The organism is Thermosipho atlanticus DSM 15807 (assembly GCF_900129985.1).
GTDB classification, from domain to species: domain Bacteria; phylum Thermotogota; class Thermotogae; order Thermotogales; family Fervidobacteriaceae; genus Thermosipho_A; species Thermosipho_A atlanticus.
This window is the reverse complement of record NZ_FQXN01000002.1, coordinates 275,373-295,178: the sequence shown is the minus strand read 5'-3', so window position 1 is coordinate 295,178 and position 19,806 is coordinate 275,373. Positions and strand designations below refer to the sequence as shown.

Annotated in this window: 18 protein-coding genes and 6 tRNA genes; 14 read left to right on the top strand and 10 right to left on the bottom strand. The window is 32.8% G+C overall.

Features of this window, described 5'->3' with window-relative positions; all coding sequences use genetic code 11:
• Window positions 1-3: 3 nt before the first annotated feature.
• Genes BUB65_RS03750 through BUB65_RS03725 form a run of 6 tightly spaced genes read right to left on the bottom strand, consistent with a single transcriptional unit; the run spans window position 4 to window position 5,168 of the window.
• Window positions 4-225 (bottom strand): 4Fe-4S dicluster domain-containing protein, encoded by a 222-nt coding sequence (locus tag BUB65_RS03750; RefSeq protein WP_073072357.1) that lies wholly within the window; start codon window positions 223-225, stop codon window positions 4-6.
• A gap of 14 nt (window positions 226-239) precedes the next feature.
• Window positions 240-884 carry a cobalamin biosynthesis protein CobQ gene (locus tag BUB65_RS03745; RefSeq protein ID WP_073072356.1) on the bottom strand — a complete coding sequence of 215 codons (645 nt, stop codon included), beginning with the start codon at window positions 882-884 and terminating at the stop codon, window positions 240-242.
• On the bottom strand, window positions 877-1,968 hold the full coding sequence (buk, locus tag BUB65_RS03740; protein WP_073072355.1) for a butyrate kinase: 1,092 nt from the start codon (window positions 1,966-1,968) through the stop codon (window positions 877-879). The genes BUB65_RS03745 and buk (BUB65_RS03740) overlap by 8 nt, the downstream gene beginning before the upstream one ends.
• Complete coding sequence (locus BUB65_RS03735; RefSeq protein WP_073072354.1) at window positions 1,968-2,873, bottom strand: phosphate butyryltransferase; 906 nt, start codon at window positions 2,871-2,873, stop codon at window positions 1,968-1,970. The genes buk (BUB65_RS03740) and BUB65_RS03735 overlap by 1 nt, the downstream gene beginning before the upstream one ends.
• A complete protein-coding gene (buk, locus tag BUB65_RS03730) occupies window positions 2,857-3,936 on the bottom strand; it encodes a butyrate kinase (RefSeq protein WP_200773531.1) in 1,080 nt (359 codons plus the stop codon). Before buk (BUB65_RS03730) ends, BUB65_RS03735 begins: the two co-directional genes overlap by 17 nt.
• The gene (locus tag BUB65_RS03725) at window positions 3,933-5,168 is read right to left on the bottom strand and encodes an aminotransferase-like domain-containing protein (RefSeq protein ID WP_073072351.1); all 1,236 of its coding nucleotides are present in this window, start codon (window positions 5,166-5,168) and stop codon (window positions 3,933-3,935) included. The genes buk (BUB65_RS03730) and BUB65_RS03725 overlap by 4 nt, the downstream gene beginning before the upstream one ends.
• 296 nt (window positions 5,169-5,464) lie before the next feature.
• On the opposite strand from BUB65_RS03725, the gene BUB65_RS03720 reads away from it, so the two are divergent.
• Window positions 5,465-6,619, top strand: coding sequence for a pyridoxal-phosphate-dependent aminotransferase family protein (locus BUB65_RS03720; protein WP_234946743.1), 1,155 nt, complete (start codon window positions 5,465-5,467; stop codon window positions 6,617-6,619).
• Window positions 6,616-7,527: a hydroxyacid dehydrogenase gene (locus tag BUB65_RS03715; protein WP_073072348.1), complete on the top strand. Its 912-nt coding sequence runs from the start codon at window positions 6,616-6,618 to the stop codon at window positions 7,525-7,527. The genes BUB65_RS03720 and BUB65_RS03715 overlap by 4 nt, the downstream gene beginning before the upstream one ends.
• A 59-nt stretch (window positions 7,528-7,586) precedes the next feature.
• On the opposite strand, the gene BUB65_RS03710 is transcribed toward BUB65_RS03715, so the two are convergent.
• Window positions 7,587-7,662: transfer RNA gene (locus BUB65_RS03710), tRNA-Ala, on the bottom strand.
• A gap of 197 nt (window positions 7,663-7,859) precedes the next feature.
• Here BUB65_RS03710 and BUB65_RS03705 point away from each other — a divergent pair.
• The 12 genes from BUB65_RS03705 (at window position 7,860) to BUB65_RS03650 (ending at window position 15,882) form a co-directional block, all read left to right on the top strand.
• Window positions 7,860-9,071 (top strand): YgeY family selenium metabolism-linked hydrolase, encoded by a 1,212-nt coding sequence (locus tag BUB65_RS03705; RefSeq protein WP_073072347.1) that lies wholly within the window; start codon window positions 7,860-7,862, stop codon window positions 9,069-9,071.
• Window position 9,072: 1 nt separating this feature from the next.
• Window positions 9,073-10,062, top strand: coding sequence for an ornithine carbamoyltransferase (locus tag BUB65_RS03700; protein ID WP_073072346.1), 990 nt, complete (start codon window positions 9,073-9,075; stop codon window positions 10,060-10,062).
• 2 nt (window positions 10,063-10,064) lie between these two features.
• On the top strand, window positions 10,065-11,357 hold the full coding sequence (locus BUB65_RS03695) for an amidohydrolase family protein (protein ID WP_073072345.1): 1,293 nt from the start codon (window positions 10,065-10,067) through the stop codon (window positions 11,355-11,357).
• A 5-nt stretch (window positions 11,358-11,362) separates the two neighbouring features.
• Window positions 11,363-12,661 carry an amidohydrolase family protein gene (locus BUB65_RS03690; RefSeq protein ID WP_073072343.1) on the top strand — a complete coding sequence of 433 codons (1,299 nt, stop codon included), beginning with the start codon at window positions 11,363-11,365 and terminating at the stop codon, window positions 12,659-12,661.
• Between the two features lies 1 nt (window position 12,662).
• Window positions 12,663-13,913 carry a hypothetical protein gene (locus BUB65_RS03685; protein WP_073072341.1) on the top strand — a complete coding sequence of 417 codons (1,251 nt, stop codon included), beginning with the start codon at window positions 12,663-12,665 and terminating at the stop codon, window positions 13,911-13,913.
• Between the two features lie 13 nt (window positions 13,914-13,926).
• Window positions 13,927-15,009: a 4Fe-4S binding protein gene (locus BUB65_RS03680; RefSeq protein ID WP_073072339.1), complete on the top strand. Its 1,083-nt coding sequence runs from the start codon at window positions 13,927-13,929 to the stop codon at window positions 15,007-15,009.
• Window positions 15,010-15,121: 112 nt separating this feature from the next.
• Window positions 15,122-15,198, top strand: a tRNA-Pro gene (locus tag BUB65_RS03675).
• Between the two features lie 2 nt (window positions 15,199-15,200).
• A tRNA-Gly gene (locus tag BUB65_RS03670) sits at window positions 15,201-15,276 on the top strand.
• A 2-nt stretch (window positions 15,277-15,278) separates the two neighbouring features.
• Window positions 15,279-15,355 (top strand) — tRNA-Arg (locus BUB65_RS03665).
• Window positions 15,356-15,380: 25 nt separating this feature from the next.
• Window positions 15,381-15,456 (top strand) — tRNA-His (locus BUB65_RS03660).
• 15 nt (window positions 15,457-15,471) lie between these two features.
• Window positions 15,472-15,548, top strand: a tRNA-Arg gene (locus tag BUB65_RS03655).
• 70 nt (window positions 15,549-15,618) lie between these two features.
• Complete coding sequence (locus BUB65_RS03650) at window positions 15,619-15,882, top strand: stage V sporulation protein S (protein WP_073072337.1); 264 nt, start codon at window positions 15,619-15,621, stop codon at window positions 15,880-15,882.
• Between the two features lie 49 nt (window positions 15,883-15,931).
• Here BUB65_RS03650 and BUB65_RS03645 read toward each other — a convergent pair whose 3' ends face one another.
• Genes BUB65_RS03645 through BUB65_RS03635 form a run of 3 tightly spaced genes read right to left on the bottom strand, consistent with a single transcriptional unit; the run spans window position 15,932 to window position 19,806 of the window.
• Window positions 15,932-16,513: a GNAT family N-acetyltransferase gene (locus BUB65_RS03645; RefSeq protein WP_073072336.1), complete on the bottom strand. Its 582-nt coding sequence runs from the start codon at window positions 16,511-16,513 to the stop codon at window positions 15,932-15,934.
• Between the two features lie 53 nt (window positions 16,514-16,566).
• Window positions 16,567-18,060 carry a bifunctional UDP-sugar hydrolase/5'-nucleotidase gene (locus BUB65_RS03640; protein WP_073072335.1) on the bottom strand — a complete coding sequence of 498 codons (1,494 nt, stop codon included), beginning with the start codon at window positions 18,058-18,060 and terminating at the stop codon, window positions 16,567-16,569.
• 24 nt (window positions 18,061-18,084) lie between these two features.
• Window positions 18,085-19,806, bottom strand: a complete 1,722-nt coding sequence (locus BUB65_RS03635) for an ABC transporter ATP-binding protein (RefSeq protein ID WP_084728029.1) — start codon at window positions 19,804-19,806, stop codon at window positions 18,085-18,087.

The window sequence follows — 19,806 nt, the reverse complement described above, 5'->3', positions numbered from 1 at the left end:
TCCTCACTCTTCCCTATATACTGTTATACAAACATCGGGACACATTCTATAACAAAATCCACAAGCTATACACTTTTCCATATATTTTGCTTCTGCTGGATGATAACCTTTACTGTTAAAGCTTTCAGAAAATTCTATTACTTTTGTAGGACAAGCTTCAATACACAACCCACAACCCTTACACCTTTCCTTATCAATTTCAATATAACCTTTTACTTTAGGCATTTTTCACGACCTCCTTAAAATCCCATTTTCATAAATCTTGTGATTCTAAATACAGGATATTTAGTGTTAATAGCTTTTATAAAATCTGGAACTACTGTAAATTTAACTGGCACTTTAAGTATTTCAGATGCTTTTGAAACTATCTCTTCACCTTCTAAGATAATTTCATTAGTAGTTTCAGTTGATAAATTGGTATTATTCACCAAATACTTCACTTCAACTTTTGCTATTTTCCTCAACTGTTCGTATGTTTTTATAATTCCTTCTACAGTAGAAGTAAATGGTCTTCTAGTATTTATAACCAAGGATACTTCTGCATCTTCAAGGTATGGTTTTAAATACCCAACTACTACTACACCATTTTCTTCACCGCCAACATCCAACACTGTTTTGTATTCTTTATTTTGTAAGTATCCAGCTACAGCACCCGAAATTATCGGCAAGTCTGCATACTTTAAAACCCCTGGAGGAGTAATAACTTTAACTCCTTTTTCTTCCAACTGTTCTATAACATCCCTTGTTCTAAAATAAGGTGATATGATATCCACGTCTGCAATTGCTACTTTGTCATATTCTCCTCTTAAATACAACGCATAATTTATTGCAACCTCAGTCTTTCCACTACCAAAAAGACCAATAAAAACATAATTTTTAGACACTCTTTTGCACCTCTTCTTTATAAATTTTTGCTTTCTCGATTCCTCTCAACACCCTCAATGCTCCCATAGCGAGCGCTTTTTCCTCATCTCCTCCAGGAAATACCAGAACCGGTGCTATAAAACTTACATATTCTTTTAACCATCTCACCATATATTTTTCATCATAAGCTAAACCTCCAGTTAAAACTATTGCATCTACTTCACTTTTCAACGCTGCCGCCATTTTTCCTATCCATTTTGCAATTTGATATCCCATCGCTTTGTATATCAACTCGGCTTCTTTATCTCCCTGATTAATTCTTTGTTGGATTTCCATAGCATTATTCGTTCCAAGATATGCAACAAGCCCTCCATTTCCTTTGATTCTTTTCCTAATAAAGTTATAATCATATTTGCCCGAGAAACACATTTCCACTAATTGTGTAAGTGGTAAAGTTCCACTTCTTTCTGGTGTAAAAGGTCCATCACCATCAAGCGCATTATTAACATCAATTACTTTTCCATTTCTATGTGCACCAATAGATATTCCTCCACCCATATGCACAACAATTAAATTAATTTCTTCATATTTTTTTCCTAACCTTTCCGCTGCTTTTCTAGCAACAGCTTTTTGATTTAACGCGTGAAAAATTGATTTTCTCTCAAATAAAGGATGCCCTGAGATTTTTGCAACTTTCTGCATTTCATCTACTACCACAGGATCTACTATGTAGGCTGGTATATTGTATTTTTTTGAAATCTCGTAAGCAATTACTGCGCCAAGATTTGAAGCATGCTCGCCATACTTTGATTGTTTCAATTCTTCAACCATTAATTCATCAACTTCATATGTTCCACTTGGAATTGGCCTTACTAACCCCCCTCTTCCTACAACCGCGTCGAAATCTTCATAATGATACCCTAACTTACTTAAAAATTCCTCAATTGTTTTAATTCTAAATTCGTATTGATCAATCAACCTTTCAAATTTCGAAAGTTCTTCGGCCGAATATCTGATAGTTTCTGAAGAAATTAATTTTTCATCATTAAAAATTGCCAGTTTTGTACTCGTTGAGCCAGGATTAATTACTAAAATCTTATACATTATAAATCACCTACCATAAGATTAGAAAGTGCTAATGACAATAACTTTGTTTCATCGGAATCGGCCCTAGAAGTCAGAGCTATGGGAACCTTGGCGCCTACTATTGTAGACGCAACTTTTGCTTTTCCCAAAAATACCATTGCCTTATAAAAAATATTACCTGCCTCTATATCAGGCATTATTAAAATATCTGCATCACCAGCAACAGGACTATCTATACCTTTATGTTTGGCGGCTTCAATCGATACCGCATTATCCAATGCAAAAGGACCATCTACAATACAATTTTTTATTTGTTTTCTATCATTCATTTTCGCAAGAACTGCTGCCTCTATTGTTATTGGCATTTTTGAATTTACAATTTCAACTGCTCCTAAAATAGCAACTTTAGGATTTTCTATACCAAGAGCTTTCCTAGCAACATATACTGAATTGTTGATTATATCCACCTTTTGTTCCAAAGTTGGAGCAATAGTCATTCCAGCATCTGAAACAATCAGTAATTTATGATAAGAAGGAATTTCAAAGATACTTACTAGTGATAAAGTCCGGCCTGTTCGCAAGTTATGCTCTTCTTTTAACACTTCTCTCATTAAATCACCTGTTTTAATTTTTCCTTTCATTACAAAATCTGCTTTTTTCTCCGAAACTAAACTAACGGCAGTTTTTGCAGCTTCTGTTTCGTTTTGTTTGTCGATAATTTCATAAAAATTTATATCCATGTCATTTTTTTCAAATATTTCTTTTATTTTAGATGCTTTACCAACCAATATTGCATTAACTATACCTTCTTTTCTAGCTTTTTCAACTGCTTTCAAAACTACCTCATCTTCCGCAACTGCTACTGCTACTGTTTTAGGACCATTAATTTTTGATTTCTCAAGAAATTCACTCAACTTTTTCATATTTCTCACCCCAAACTAAGGCTTGTTCTTCTTTCTTTAAAACTCTTAAAGCTCCCAAAGCAAGCGCTTCCATCTCAAATTCACCAGGAATGGTAAATATAGGCCCAAATTTGTAAATGTAAGACTTTATTTTTTCAACAAAATTAGAATTATTCGCAATTCCTCCAGTAATGACAATTGCATCAACTTTCCCCTTCAAAACTACACACATTCCACCAATTTCCTTCGCTATTTGATACGCCATCGCTTCAACGACCAATTTTGCATGCTCATCACTTTTAGACAATTCAATGGCTTTTTTCATGTCGTTAGTCCCTAAATATGCTACTAATCCTCCCTTTCCTACAAACATTTTTTTAATTTCATTGCGCGAATATTTTCCGGAAAAACATAATTTTACAACATCTCCAACAGGAAGCTCCCCAGTTCTCTCAGGACTGAAAGGACCTTCATCATTTGCGTTGTTCACATCTATCATTTTTCCCTTTTCATGAGCTGTCACGGAAATGCCTCCACCAAGATGTGCAATAACCATATTAAGTTCTTCATACTTTTTTCCCAACTCAAATGCTACTTTCCTTGCAACTGCTTTTATATTCAATGCATGTGCAAGGCTTAATCTTTCAATTTCAGGAATCCCTGAAATTCTTGCTTCATTTATCATTTCATCAACTGATACCGGATCAGTTATGTAAACAGGAATTTTTCCACTAGAAAGTTCATATCCAATAACAGCAGCTAAATTTGAAGCATGTTGAACTCGAGATTTATCTTTTAAATATCTAACCATTTCTTCATTGACTATATAAGTTCCACTTTTTAAAGGTGGTAAAACTCCTCCTCGACAAGCTATTGCATCAAAATCTTCTAATTTATATCCTTCATCATTTAAAAATTCCAATATAGCTTTTTCCCTAAATTCTTTTTGAGCCATAAGATTGTCAAATTTTTCTAATTCACCTACCGGATGTTTCAAAACTTTTTGTACTTTTTTCTTTTCGTTTTCGAAAATAGCAACTTTTGTACTGGTAGATCCAGGATTAATCACTAAAATTAACACTATATCAACCCCTTAGATTTACCATATTCAACAATTACTTCACTTAACCTCTTCACTCCTTCTATAATTTTTTCATGTGAAGGTAGGCAGAATGACATCCTCATCGATGGTGAAACTCTATCATCAGGTGTAAATGCCTGACCTGGAATATAAAAAACTAATTTTTTCTTTGCAATTTCGAACATTTCCATTGTGTCAAAACCTTCAGGAAGTGTTACCCAAGTAAATAATCCACCATGAGGATTAATCCATTTTATTCCATTTATCTTTGAGAAATACTCATCAAAAGCTTTCATCATGACATCTTTCTTGGATTTATATAATTTTATTGTTGGAGCTATTTGCTGAACAAGATCATATCTTTCAAGATATCTTGCAGCTATTCTTTGAGTTAATGCTGAACTACAAAGATCTGTTCCTTGTTTTGCTAAAACAAATTTTCTAATTATTTCTTTATCTCCAAGCACTGCTCCAATTCTTAAACCTGGTGCAAGAATTTTACTGAAAGTATTTAGAAGAACAACTCTACCCCTTTCTGCTAATTTAAAAAACGATGGGATATGTTCCCCTTCGAATCTTAAAAGTCCGTATGGATCATCTTCTAAAATCAATAAATCATATTTTTCAGCTAATTCAATAATTTTTTTTCTTTTTTCAAAAGAAACAGTAACCCCTGCAGGATTATGAAAATTTGGTATCACATAGATAAATTTAACTTTTGGAATTAATCCCTTATTATCCAATTCATGCAATCTTTTCTCCAATAAGTCAACATTCATTCCATCATCCTCTAAAGGTATAGGAATAAATTTAGCATTTCTCATTCTAAATGCACTAGCTGCTCCCAAATAAAATGGATCCTCAACAATAGCAATGCTATCTTCATCTAAAAATATTTTTCCAACAAGCTCAAGAGCTTGTTGAGAACCTGTTGTAAACATTATATTATCCTCGTTTAAATTATCAAAACCATATAGCCTTTCAAGTAAATTGATCATCTGTTTCGCAAGTTCAGGATCACCTTCAGTAGTACTGTATTGAAGAACATAAGCATATTCTTTTTCAATAACTTCCGCTGCTATTTGAGATAATTCCCTCCTTGGAAAAGTCTCAGGATCAGGAACCCCTCCACCAAATGAAATAGCATTTGGAATAGAAGCATATTTCAAAAGCTCTCTGATCAATGATGAACGCAGAGATTTCCCCAATCTCGAATATTTCTCTTTATAATTCATCTTTACACCTCCAAAAATTTTTTATTTTTTTATTTTTTATTTTTTCTAATTTTTTGTATGCAATTTCTTGCATTTTGCAATTTTTTGCGTGCAATTTTTTGCATTTTAAAACAATTGAAAATATTCTATAATAAGTGTACAATATATTTTAGAAATAGTAAAACTCTAAATTTCTAAGTTTTAACTGAAAATTTTAATTTTTTAAGGTTTTATTGAAAAAAATTAATGAAATATACCATTTTCTATTTCTTTAATTTAATTTAAAATATATGTGTAATCTAATCAAATCATAGGAGGTGTATCAAATGATAAAGAAAAACTACTTATTGGCTCCTGGCCCAACTCCAGTTCCTTCTGATATTCTTTTAGAAGGTGCAAAGGAAACTATCCATCATCGAACTCCGCAATTTGTTAGTATTCTTGAAGAAACTCTTGAAGGGTTGAAATATTTATTCCAAACTGAAAACAGAGTTTTTACACTACTCTCTTCCGGTACTGGGGCATTAGAAGCGGCTGTTTCAAACCTTTTAAATCCTGGAGACAAAGCAATTATTGTAGAAGCTGGAAAATTTGGTGAAAGATGGAGAGAAATTGCTGAAGCTTACAACATTAATATTGTATCATTAAAATTAGAATGGGGTGAAGCTGTCACTCCAGAACAAATTAAAGAGGCTATTGAAAAACACCCAGATGCTAAGGCTGTTTTTACAACTTATAGTGAAACATCGACTGGTACAGTAATTGATTTAGAAGGAATTGCAAAAATTACTAGAGACACTGATGTTGTATTAGTTACTGATGCTGTAAGTGCTCTTTTAGCTGAACCCTTAAAAATGGACGAATGGGGAATTGACGTAGTTGTAAGTGGTTCACAAAAAGGTGTTATGCTCCCACCAGGACTTGCATTTATTGCACTTAATGAAAAAGCTTGGAAATTAGTTGAAAATTCCAATAACTCAAGATATTATTTCAATCTAAAGGCATATAACAAAAAATATCCTGACAATCCTTGGACTCCAGGAGTAAACCTCATCTATATGTTAAGGAAAGCTATAAATATAATCAAAAATGAAGGAATAGAAAATGTCTGGAAGAGGCATAAAATGTTAGCTGATGCTACAAGAGCAGCTGTCCAAGCACTGGGACTTGAACTCTTTTCAAAACGTCCTGGTAATGTTGCAACCGCTGTGAAGGTTCCAGAAGGCGTTGATGGCAAAAAACTCACAAAAATAATGAGAGACAAATATGGTGTAACTATTGCAGGTGGACAAGAACACCTTAAAGGAAAAATATTTAGAATATCTACTTTAGGTTATTTAAGTATATTTGATACAATTATAGGAATATCCGCTTTAGAATTTACATTGAATGAACTAGGTTACAAAGTTGAATTCGGGAAAGGTGTAAAAGCCGCTCAAGAAGTACTATATAAGGAGGTAAATAAAGAATGAGAATTCATGTTAATGATCCTCTTGATAAATTGGCAATGGAAAAATTAAAAGCTTCTGGATATGAAGTTACTGAAGGACATTTAGAAAAGGAAGAATTAATAAAAGAAATGCCTAACATTAATGTTCTTGTTGTTAGAAGTGCAACCAAAGTAACTGCCGATGTAATTGAAGCTGGAACAGACTTGAAAATAATTGCAAGAGCTGGTACTGGACTTGATAATGTTGATGTTGAAAAAGCAAAAGAAAAAGGGATCAAAGTCATTAACACTCCAGGAGCAAATGGTATTTCAGTTGCTGAATTAGCTATTGGTTTGATGATTGCTTGTGCAAGACACATAGCAAGAGGTACAATAGATTTAAAAGAAGGAAAATGGACAAAAAAAGAATTAAAAGGTCACGAATTATACAAAAGAACTGCTGGTATTATTGGTTTTGGAAATATTGGGAAAGAAGTTGCAAAACGACTTCTTGCATTTGATATGAAAGTTCTCGCTTATGATCCTTTTGTAAAAGAAACAGATCTTAATGTCGAAATTGTTGAGCTTGAAAGAATTTTCAAAGAATCAGACATCATTACAATTCATGTCCCACTAAATGAGCAAACAAAACATCTTATAAACAAAGAAGCTTTTGATGCTATGAAAGATGGAGTGATAATTATAAACGCAGCAAGAGGAGGTGTAGTAGACGAAAAAGCTTTGTATGATGCCCTTGTTTCTGGTAAAGTTTATGCAGCCGGTCTTGATGTTTTCGAAGTAGAACCTCCAACAGATGAGTTAAGAAAGAAACTTCTAGAACTTCCTAATGTTGTAGTAACACCTCATATAGGAGCCTCAACTGTAGAAGCACAATTGAGAGTTGGACAAATAATTGTCAATAAGATCCTTGAAGAAATCAAAAATCTTTAAATACTCTCAACAATTGAAAAAATAAAAGCCCTCCAAAAAATATTGGAGGGCTTTTTGTTTGGTGGAGCCGATGGGATTTGAACCCACGGCCTCTACCGTGCGAAGGTAGCGCTCTCCCAGCTGAGCTACGGCCCCAACACAAATAATAATTTAGCATATTATGCTTATTTGTCAACTCAACATTTAATTACTTTAAATTTTTCTAATACTTCTATTTTTGCTGAATATTCGAAAAAATCTTTGTTTTTTTTCTTATTTTGCTTTTTTTCTCATATTTTTTTTAAAATTATTACAAACTATAATACAAACAAAAGACAAAGGAGGTGTTTATATTGAATAAGGCATTGGAACTTTCATACAAATACAAGGATGACATTGTAAGGTTCATGAGTGCTCTTATTAAAGCTAAAAGTTATTCAGGTGAAGAAAAAGAAGTAATTGAAGTAATCAAAAATGAAATGGAAAAGGTAGGGTTTGATGAAGTAAGAATCGACGGGTTAGGAAATGTAATTGGGCGTATAGGAAATGGTAAATACAAAATTGCAATGGATGCACATATTGATACTGTGGATATCGGAAATGAAAAACTTTGGGAAAAAGATCCATTTAGTGGAGAATTTGACGATAAATGGGTATATGGAAGAGGTGCATCAGATCAAAAAGCCGGAATGTGTTCCATGGTATATGGAGCAAAAATATTGAAAGAACTTAATCTCATGGATGATTTTACCCTTTATATTACAGGAACAGTCATGGAAGAAGACTGTGATGGGCTATGTTGGAGATATCTGATAGAGAAAGAAAATATAAAACCAGACTTTGTTGTAATAACAGAACCAACATCACTCAATATATATAGAGGTCATAGAGGAAGAATTGAATTTAGAATTAGAACAACTGGTCTATCAGCTCATGCAAGTGCACCTGAAAGAGGCGTTAATGCTATTTATAAAATGGCAAAAATTATTAATGAAATTGAAAAGTTAAATGATAGACTTAAAAGCGATTCATTTTTGGGAAAAGGAACAATAGTTGTTTCCCAAATATTCTTCAAATCTCCTTCACATAATGCAGTACCGGATGAGTGTGAAATTCAAATTGATAGAAGAATTACGGAAGGTGAAACAAAAGAAACTGTTTTTGCCGAAATCAAAGATGTATTTAAAAAAGCAGGTGTTGAAGACGCAGAAATTATTGAATTAGAATATAAAAAACCGTCTTATACAGGTCTCGTATTTCCAACAGAAAAATACTTTCCATCGTGGTCTTTCCCCGAAGATAGCTTAATAGTACGAGCTGCAAAGGAGAATTACTTGGAGGTATTTGGTAAGGAACCACTCATTGATAAATGGATTTTCTCTACAAACGGTACTGTTACCGCTGGAGTATACGGAATTCCCACAGTTGGTTTCGGTCCAGGGGAGGAAAAATATGCTCATGCTCCAAATGAAAAGGTTGAGATTGAACATCTTATTAAGGCTGCTGCATTTTACGCTACTTTCCCAAAAACAATCGTAAATTTACTAAAATCAAGGAGGGATTAAGATGTCAACATTTTTTAGAGGAAGACATTTTATCACTACACAAGAATTTACAAATGATGAAATCGAATTAATGCTTGATCTAGCAAGAGATTTAAAAATCAAATTCACCCATGGAGTACCAACACCTTATCTACTCTACAAAACTCTATTCTTAATTTTCTTCGATGAAAGTACTAGAACCAGAAACAGTATGCAAGCCGGAATTGCTCAACTTGGCGGAACAGGAATATTTCTAACTCCTGATAAAATGCAAATCGCTCATGGTGAAGTAGCAAAAGATACGGGAATTATTCTCTCAAGATTTGGTGATGGAATAGGTATTAGATTTTGTAAATTTAAAGAAGGGAACAAATATATAAGAGAAATGGCTAAACATTCAAAAGCTCCTGTAATGAATTTACAAGATGATGTTTATCATCCATTCCAAGTTTTGGCAGATTTAATGACAATTCAAGAAAAATTCGGAAAGAACCTTAAAGGATTAAAAGTTGGAATCAGTTGGGCATATGCTGAAAGTCATCTTAAACCGTTATCTGTTCCTCAATCTCAAATCTTACTATTCACACGATTTGGAATGGATGTAACACTAGCGTATCCGGAAGGCTTTGACCTTATGCCAGAAATTGTAGAGCAAGCTAAAAAGAACGCAGAAAAATATGGTGGGAAACTAGAAATTTCTCATAAAATGGAAGATGCCTTTGTCGATGCAGACGTTGTAATTCCAAAAAATTGGGGAGGATTCTTTGTATCAGATAATCCTGATGAAATAAGAGCCGAACAAGCAAAACACAAAAATTGGATTTGTACAGAAGAATTAATGAAACTCACCAAAAAACATTCTATTTATATGCATGCATTACCTGCAGATAGAGGAAAGGAAGTAGTTGATAGTGTAATAGATGGCCCACATTCAGTAGTTTATGACGAAGCAGAAAACAGATTGCATACTGCAAAAGCTGTCATGGCATTATTAATGGGAGGAAGATTTTAATAATGCATGACATTGGCATTATAAACGGAAAGGTATTTGTGGATGGAATTTTCATCCATTTAAATGTATATATCAATGCAGGAAAAATCGTTGACTTATCAACAAATTATCAAAAATGCAAAAAAGAAATTGATGCAACCGGGAAGGTTGTCCTTCCCGGTTTTATTGATCCACATGTACATTTCGAATTAAATCTTGGAAAATATACATCTATCGATGATTTCAAGAGTGGGAGTATTTCTGCTTTATTTGGTGGTGTAACTACAATAATTGACTTTTTAGATCCAATAAATTCTCTTGAGCAACTTGAAGAAGCTTTTAATAGAAGATTAAAAGCAGCCAAAAATTCAAGAACAGATTTTTCTTTCCACGTTACTCTTGGTCAGTTCAATGGTGATTTAGATACATTGTTTAAAATGTCAAAAAAACTAGGAACAAGGTCTATAAAAGTATTTACTGCTTATTCTTCTAGTAAAAGAAGAACCTCTGATAAACTGTTGTATAAACTATTTGAAAAATCAAGAGAATATAACGTGCCAATTTTAATTCATGCCGAAAATGAAGATATGATAGTTGAAAATGTTCCAATTAATCTCCATTCGAAAGCAAGACCAGAAATTTCTGAAATTTCTGAAATAATTAAAATTTCTGAATTTATTTATCAAACAAAAGGAACCGCTTATATTGTGCATACAACTTGTGGAACTTCAATTGAAGAAGTTAAAAATAAATTTACAGAAATTCATAACAAGAATTTATTTTTTGAAAGCTGCCCACATTATTTTTATTTTGATGACGAAGTATACAATGGAAAAAATGCTTATCTATACGCCATGACACCTCCTCTTAGAAGTAAAATTGAAAAAGAAAAACTGAAAGCAAACATTGACAATATCTTTTCAATTGGCACTGATCATTGCTCATTTAATAAGAAAGATAAGAGAAAAAAGAAAACAGGAAATCTTCCCATGGGAATTGGAGGAATTGAACATTCATTCGTATTAATGTTTTCGTTATTTGGTGAGAAAATAATCAATAGATTTACAATAAACCCCGCAAAATTTTTCGGTCTATATCCTAAAAAAGGAACACTACTCCCAGGGGCTGATGCTGATATCGTAATTTTCAATCCTAATTATAACGGAAAAATAGTAGAGAGTCATACAAAAGCCGACTACGATCTTTTCTTAAATATGAAAGTCAAAGGAAAAATCGAAAAAGTGATTAAAGATGGAATTTTAGTGATAGACAATCAATTATTAAATTCACCCCTTGGAAAATTTATCAGGAGGTAATATTGATGAAAGCTATAATTAATGCTAACATATTCGATTTTGATAATTTTTATGAAAATTATTATATATTATTCGATAAAGAAATAATTGAAATTGGAAGTATGGAAAAATTTCCAGGTGCATCGTATGTAATTGATGCCCACGGAAATTTTGTAATGCCGGGTTTAGTTATTGGACACACACATATTTACTCAGCTTTCGCAAGAGGATTGAGCCTGCCATTTAATCCCACAAACTTCAAAGATATCTTAAACCAGCTATGGTGGAAACTTGACTCAAAGCTTGGCGAAACTGAAAATTATTTTAGTGCTCTTGTTTCAGGAATTGAATTTATTAAAAATGGCGTAACAACAATTATAGATCATCATGCAAGTGGAAAACAAATTAAGGGAAGTTTAAATACACTAAGGAAAGCATTGTGTGATGAAATAGGATTAAGAGGAATTTTTTGTTTTGAAACAAGTGACAGATTCAACGTAGAAGAATGTATCCAAGAAAATCTTTCATTTTTAAATGAAAATAGTTCTGATATGTATGCAGGATTATTTGGATTACATGCATCTTTAAGCTTATCTGATGAAACTTTAAAAAAAATATCCGAACTTTACAAAGGACCTATTCATATTCACACGGCAGAAAGTATAGATGATGTAGAAGATTCACTGTCAAAATATGGAATGCGAGTTATAAACCGCTTGAATAAATTTGGCCTACTTAGAGAGAATTCTATTCTTGCACATTGTGTTCACGTTACTGAGGAGGAACTTAAACTCATCAGTAAAAATAACTGTTATGTTGCTTTAAATGTTTCTTCTAATATGAATAACGCAGTTGGTCTTCCAGATTACAAAAAAATGAAGAAACATAATGTAAAAACGATAGTAGGTAATGATGGTTTAGGATTTAACTTGGCAAGAGAATTACTAAATCTATTTTTCTCGATGAAATTAAAAGGTAAATCCCCTCTTGCATTCTCGTTAGATGATCTAAAATACTCTATATCAAATACATACGAAATAGCAAGCAAATTACTTAGAATCAAGTTAGGAAAAATACAACCAGGGTATGCCTCTGATTTAATAATTGTTCCATATATTCCACCCACACCTATTAATAAGGAAAACGCTTATGGACATGTTGTTTTTGGCTTGTTCGATAACTTCAGACCATCTCATGTGATTGTCAATGGTAAATTGCTAATGGATAATTACAAAATAACGGTTCCCACAGATGATGTCAATGAAATTTATAAAGAAGCTAGAAAAGTCTCACAAAGATTGTGGGAGAAACTTGGAGGAAGTTAATGTGAAAAAAATCCTTTTAGTTTTTTTGATTGTGTATAATCTTGTTTTTTCAATTGACAATGTTTTTGTTTTCAGAAATAAAGGAATTATTAATGTTCAACTTCCATTTACTTCTGAGCTTGTTCTGCCTTTGAAAAATGAAGAAAACATTATTTTTCTTGAAAAATCTGAATTTTACAAAGTGGATTATTCTGATTTGAAGTATATTGAGTTTCTGATTGTAAGCACAAAGGAAGATTTACAAAATCATTTATCAAAAGAAGTGAAAATTATAAATAATAATCCTTTAGTTTTGGAAAGAAGAGATAGTTCAGAAAAATATGTGTATTTTTATCATCCACAACTCAATTTGTGGTGCAAAACGGAAAAAAACAATTTAGAAGCATTATTATATAACAAAAGGCTTATCGCCAAAAATGCTGAAGGAACCTTATTAATTTCAAAACCAATGTCTTGGAACTTGATTTACGATTTAAAAACAAATGGTGATTTATATTTAACATATATGATTAGTGGTAACTTAGATAAACAAAGTAACGTTTTTTTGATAGACAGTTATTATCAAAGTGATCTATATTCTACAACTAATCTTAAAAAACAAACACTGTATGAACAAAATTATCAAAACTCTGAGAATTTTGGAATACCTGAAATAATAAACGAAAAAGCGGTGATTAATCTCGGAAAAGTTGAAAAATTTAATGGAAAATATTTTAAAGTTTTTAAACTCGGAACCATTAAAAGTTATGAAGATATACCTTCTTTATCTTTTAACTTTTATACAAATTCTTTTGAAAATAAATTTTTCAACATTTACAGACTATTCGAAAATTCTAAAGATAATGGATTAGGTGTTCCATTATTGTCTGGACAAATTAGAATTTATGAAAGATATAATGACACAGAATTTATAAAATACATTTCCAATCTACCCAAAACAGGAGAAAATAAATTTTCTGAAATAAACCTTGGTGAAGGATGGACCGTATACGCAAATCTAGAATTAATAGATAATTATAAAACTGAAAAGTTTGAAGAGAGAACCTTCAAAATCCATATATTTAACACTGAAAACACTAAAAGAAAAATAATGATTTCAATTTCTGGTAATAACCTTGAGTTGAGAAGGATAAATTCTAGTATGGAAATTTCAAAAAAAATAGTTCTCAAAGATAAAATCAAATTGTACTTAATAATTGACAAATCTGGCGTATTAGATATTTCTTTAAGATCTAACCATAAAAACAACTAAAGGGGGAGTTCTCATGGATCTTTCAACAGAATTTTCAGGCATAAAAATCCAAAATCCTGTAATGCCAGCATCAGGACCTTTAGTAGGCGATTATGAAAAGATTAAATTCATTGATTCTACTGGAGTCGGGGCCATCGTTACAAAAACAATTTCTACAAAAGCAGCCGAAGTTCCAAGACCATGTATATACGGAGAAAATAACTTTGCTATGAATGCAGAACTATGGTCAGAATATCCTCCCGAAAAATGGTTGGGTGAATTTTTACCTCGTTTGAGGGAGGAATTGGACAAACCTTTGATCATAAGTGCAGGATATTCAAAAGAAGACATGAAACAATTAATACCAAAATTAAACGAATTTGCCGATGCCTTTGAAATATCCACTCATTATGTTGGAAAAACTTATGAAACTATTGGTGAAATAGTAAAAGCAATTAGAGATAACACAGATAAACCTATATTTATGAAAATGAGTCCACATATTCCAGATCCAATCAAATTCACAGAAGTAGCTCTAAAAAATGGAGCTAACGGTATAGTAGCAATCAATTCTCTTGGTCCTACAGTAAAGATAGATATACAAAACAGAAAAATCTTAATTGGGAATGAAAAAGGTCAAGTATGGCTCTCAGGACCTGCTATCAAACCTGTAGCACTTGCTATTGTAAAAATGCTTCGAGATTCATTTCCTGAAATTACAATTATTGGTGTTGGAGGAATTAAAAGTGCAGATGATGTAATAGAATTCATGTTAGCCGGAGCAGATGCAGTACAATTATTATCGTCTGCATTAATTTTCGGAAAAGACATATATGAAAGAATAATAAATGACTTACCAAAAAAACTTGAAAAATATGGATTTAAAAGTGTTAAAGATATAAGAAATACACAACTTGAAATACCAAGTGTAAAATATGAGCCTAATCATCCTGTTGTAGATCATGAAAAATGTACACTTTGTAGAATTTGTGAAAAAGTATGTCCATATTTTGCAATTACCATTGATACGAAAGTACATATAAATAACGAAAAATGTTTCGGATGTGGCTTGTGTGAAAGTAGATGTCCAGTAAAAGCTATTTCTGGTGTTCTTTGATAATTTCATAAATATTAAACAAAAAATATAAAAATTTTTACACTTAAATTTTCTCAACATATTGACACAAAATATTGCATATGCTATAATTATTCACGGTTTGAGTAACTTGCGGGGCGTAGCGCAGTCGGCTAGCGCGCCTGTCTTGGGAACAGGAGGCCGCTGGTTCAAGTCCAGTCGCCCCGACCAATGCGGGTGTAGCTCAATTGGTAGAGCATCGGCCTTCCAAGCCGAGGGTTGCGGGTTCGAGTCCCGTCGCCCGCTCCAGAGCGCCCGTAGCTCAACAGGATAGAGCACCGGACTTCTAATCCGGGGGTTGTGGGTTCGACTCCCGCCGGGCGCGCCAAAATTAATATAAATTAATTCTCGTGGTGGCTATAGCTCAGCTGGTAGAGCGCCTGACTGTGGATCAGGTGGTCGTGGGTTCAAATCCCACTAGCCACCCCATTTTTGTTGTAATACGCGCCCGTAGCTCAATTGGATAGAGCGTCGGACTTCGGATCCGATGGTTGCGGGTTCAAGTCCTGCCGGGCGCGCCATAGTTTTCAAAGCTTCACTCCTAGATCTAGCACATTTTTCACTTAACAACATCGTAAAGGAGGTTTTAGTATGGAAGTACTTAAAGTTGCATCAGGTTCCAATCCTAACAAAGTTGCAGGTGCTTTAGCTGGTGTTATTAGAGAAAAAGGTAAAGCAGAAGTCCAAGCTATTGGTGCTGGTGCAGTTAACCAAGCTGTTAAAGCCATCGCAATTGCTAGGGGTTATCTTGCTCCAAGTGGTATTGATCTTGTATGTGTACCAGCTTTTACTGACGTTAGCATCGAAAATGAATCCAGAACTGCTTTAAAATTTATTGTATTCCCACGCGAATAATTTCCAAAGAAAAAGTAGACCACGGCCCATACAGGGCCGTGTTATTTTTTTAAATATCTTTTTTCATCCTATATATGCTGAATTTTCTTATTATCGACCTTTTTTCATCAATAATTTTAAATCCCTTTCTCAAGTATAAATTCTTAGCTCTATTACTTTTTTCAACATCTAAGTAAATTTCTTTATAACCTTCTTTTTTGGCTACTCTGATGCAATATTCTAAAAGTTTTGTACCAAGCCCTTGACCTCTAAATCTCTTATCAACACTAATATTCTGAATATATAACCCTTCTAACCCTTCCAAACTCATTAAATTCTTTAATATTACACTTTTTAAAAATAGTATAAATAATTCAACAAGTGAAAATACCTCCATAAAATCTTTTGACTTCCCCTGTGTGTCTCTACTTTTTAAATCATAAACAATTAGTATACCTTTCAATTCTTTATCAAAATATCCATATATATTTTTGCAAGAAAAAACATTTGATTCTTTTTCAACCAGTCTAGCAAGTTTGAAAATAGCCTTTTCTTTCTTTCCAAAAAGAAAAGAAAAAAGCTCTTCATCAGTACTATAGATCAATTCGGCTACTTTCAATAAATCATCTTTTTTATTCACTTTTCTGATCATACTTTAGCCCCCTAAAAAGAAAGGAAGCCTTAAGGCTTCCTTTCTTTTGACAATTATTTCCTTATATATCTTGGGGTATCATCGTACGTTTCGATTTTTCCGTTTAATCCTTTTTGAATATATTCAACTACAACGTCAGCTAAAACAAAACCAGTATCGTATCCTGAAGATTTATTTTCCTTCAATAACGAATATCCGTCACCACCACCAGCCATATAATTGTTTGTAGCTACAAGATATATTTTATTAGGATCAAGTGGTTTTCCGTTAACTAACACCTCAGTTACCTTTCCTCCTTCGCTTTTCCAAGTTAAACCTGCTACATGTAAAAAGGCTCCTTTTCCTTCAGGAATTGTTGCTGCGTATTCAAGAACCTTTAACAATTCCGAACCTTTTAATTTTAAAACATATACGGTATTTCCAAATGGAAGAACTGTTAAAATATCCCTAATTGTTATTTTATCAGGCTTTATTGAAGCTCTTATTCCTCCACCATTTTGTAATGCAATTTCTGCACCAGTTTTCCAAAGCATTGCATCAGTTATAAGATGGCCTAGATTTGTATCACCAGATCTTACATGGGCTCTTTCACCATCAAGTAATATCTTTGTTTCTCCAATGACTGTATCAAGTTTCTCTGAACCCATCTTTGCAAATATATCAAGTGGAACTTTTACATAAAGCGCTTCTTCATTGCCTTCAAGTTTAACCGGAATTGGTGTCCAATTCCAATTTGCTATCTTTCCATTCTCAACATCAAGTTCCAATTTACCTAATATTTTACCCCATTCCCAAGCCTGAACAATTATTGTATTATTGATTACTTTAGCTTTAGCTAATTTTGTATGACTGTGTCCATCAATAATTACATCTATACCATCAACAGCTTGTGCAAGCTGTTCAGAAGTTGTATAATCTCCTTCATGTTCCATTCCCATTCCAAGATGGGTAAGGGCAACAACTACATCAGCTTCTGCTCTTAATTTTGGAACTAATTCTTTTGCTACTTCAATAGCATTTCTAAATTCCAAATCAGAACTGTACAATGGTTCAAGAATTGCTGTTTCTTCAGTAGTTAATCCGAAAATAGCGACTTTTACTCCTCCCACATTTTTGATAATATAAGGTGTAAAAAATGGCTTCCCATTTTTATAAATATTTGCAGATAAGAATGGGAATTTTGCAATACTCATTTGATACTCAAGGACTGATCTGTCTTTATCAAATTCATGATTACCTACTGCCATCGCAGTTAGTTTCATTCTGTTAAGGACAAAAATATCAGGTAACGCATTTAGAAGATCAGATTCAGGAACTCCCGTATTCAAATCACCTGCATGTAAGAATAAAACATTAGGATTAACTGCCCTTTCTTTATCAATTATTGAAGCAATAACAGCAAAACCACCAATATTAGGATTTTTGTACTCACTAAAAGTCCAAGCATGCCCATGTGTATCATTAATATGGAAAATAGTAACTTTCGTTGCAAAAAGACTAATGGCAACAATTAACATAATTAAAACAAACAGTTTAACCTTATTCATACAAACACCTCCTTTTGAAATGTGTTATAATTCTTCCTTAATTAACTGTTTCTTATACATACTTGCATATAAACCATTATTTTCTAGTAATTCATGATGCTTACCTTTTTCAACAATTTTCCCTTCATCAAAAACATATATCATATCTGCATCCTGTAATACCTTTAACCTATGAGTAATAATAACCATTGTTTTATTTTGCATACTTCTTCTCAAACTTTCAATAATTTGCTCTTCTGTTTCTGGATCAACCGCCGAAAGACAGTCATCAAAAATATAAACATCGGCGTCCCTCATTAACGCTCTTGCAATAGTAATTCTTTGTTTTTGCCCTCCTGAAAGGGTCACACCTCTTTCGCCAACAACAGTATCGTAACCTTTTGGGAATCTCTCTATATCTTTATGAACTGCAGATAACATTGCATATTCCTTGACTTTCATTTCATTAAATTCTTCAACACCAAAAGCAATATTATTTTTCACAGTACTCGAAAATAAAAAAGTTTCTTGTGGAACATAAGAAATTTTTGTTCTCACAACTTCGGAAGAAATATCGTTAATATCAACTCCGTTTATAAAAACACGATTTCTTTCCACAGGATATAACTTACTTATAATCTTCACAATAGTAGACTTACCACTCCCGACTGTTCCAACAATCCCTATTAACTGTCCTTCTTCGATAAACATATTTACATTCTTCAAAACAAATCTATCTTCACCAGGATAAGAATAACTAAGGTTTTTTATACTAATACTCTTAATTTTACCGATTTCAACAGGATTCTCTGGTTCCTGCACTTTTGGCATTGTATTCAAAACTTTTAAAATCCTTGAATAAGAAGCTCTTCCATTCTGGACTATATTAATCACCCAACCAAAAGCTGTTAATGGCCAAACAATCATACCAATGTAATTATTAAATGCAAAAAATTCACCTAAAGTAATTTTTGAATTAATAACCATAGGACCACCATATGCGATCGTCAAAAAGTATGATAAAGAACTAACAAAATGAATTAAAGGCCACATTACACCCCAAACTTTAATTAAGGAAATCATTGCCCTAAAGTTTCTAAACGATCTATCCGCAAATATCTCTTGGAACTTTGGCAAAATAGAAAAAGTTTTTACAACTCTAATACCATCTATCGATTCCTCAGTAAAACCACTCAAATCTGAAAATGTATCTTGGACTTTTCTTGACCTTTTATATATGAACTTTCCAAAAATCAATGAAATAATCGCTATTATAGGCAACGGAACAATTGCTACCAACGTTAAATGCCAACCAACACTTGTAGACATAAAAAACAAAGTTATAGAAGACATAAACACAGCATCAACCATCATTACAATACCGGGCCCCAACATTCTCTCTAAATTATTCATATCGTTTGTAAAGTGCGCCATTAAATCTCCACTTCTATGCTTATCAAAAAAAGACATATCAAGCGACAAAATTTTATCATACAACAAATTTCTCGCTTCATATGTAAATTTCCTTGCATTACCAATTATAAAAATTCGCCATAAAAATCGCGTAATAAACATACCAACGGCAATACCAATAATTCCCAACGCCATTAATTTTGCAAGTGATACATCTGGAGTCTCTACATTCAACCCATCAATCGCTCTCGAAATAAATTTTGGAATAATAAGTTGTAACGTATCTACCACAATCAAAGTTAAAATTCCTGCAAGATAAAAAGGCCATCTCTTCTTCAAAAATTCCTTAATCAA

What these genes read in the sequence shown, in the direction of transcription:
- buk (WP_073072355.1), bottom strand. Translation starts at nt 1,968, where the DNA reads ATGTATAAGATTTTAGTAATTAATCCTGGCTCAACGAGTACAAAACTG.
- BUB65_RS03645 (WP_073072336.1), bottom strand. Translation starts at nt 16,513, where the DNA reads ATGATCAGAAAAGTGAATAAAAAAGATGATTTATTGAAAGTAGCCGAA.
- BUB65_RS03750 (WP_073072357.1), bottom strand. Translation starts at nt 225, where the DNA reads ATGCCTAAAGTAAAAGGTTATATTGAAATTGATAAGGAAAGGTGTAAG.
- BUB65_RS03650 (WP_073072337.1), top strand. Translation starts at nt 15,619, where the DNA reads ATGGAAGTACTTAAAGTTGCATCAGGTTCCAATCCTAACAAAGTTGCA.
- BUB65_RS03715 (WP_073072348.1), top strand. Translation starts at nt 6,616, where the DNA reads ATGAGAATTCATGTTAATGATCCTCTTGATAAATTGGCAATGGAAAAA.
- BUB65_RS03690 (WP_073072343.1), top strand. Translation starts at nt 11,363, where the DNA reads ATGAAAGCTATAATTAATGCTAACATATTCGATTTTGATAATTTTTAT.
- BUB65_RS03680 (WP_073072339.1), top strand. Translation starts at nt 13,927, where the DNA reads ATGGATCTTTCAACAGAATTTTCAGGCATAAAAATCCAAAATCCTGTA.
- BUB65_RS03700 (WP_073072346.1), top strand. Translation starts at nt 9,073, where the DNA reads ATGTCAACATTTTTTAGAGGAAGACATTTTATCACTACACAAGAATTT.
- BUB65_RS03725 (WP_073072351.1), bottom strand. Translation starts at nt 5,168, where the DNA reads ATGAATTATAAAGAGAAATATTCGAGATTGGGGAAATCTCTGCGTTCA.
- BUB65_RS03735 (WP_073072354.1), bottom strand. Translation starts at nt 2,873, where the DNA reads ATGAAAAAGTTGAGTGAATTTCTTGAGAAATCAAAAATTAATGGTCCT.
- BUB65_RS03695 (WP_073072345.1), top strand. Translation starts at nt 10,065, where the DNA reads ATGCATGACATTGGCATTATAAACGGAAAGGTATTTGTGGATGGAATT.
- BUB65_RS03640 (WP_073072335.1), bottom strand. Translation starts at nt 18,060, where the DNA reads ATGAATAAGGTTAAACTGTTTGTTTTAATTATGTTAATTGTTGCCATT.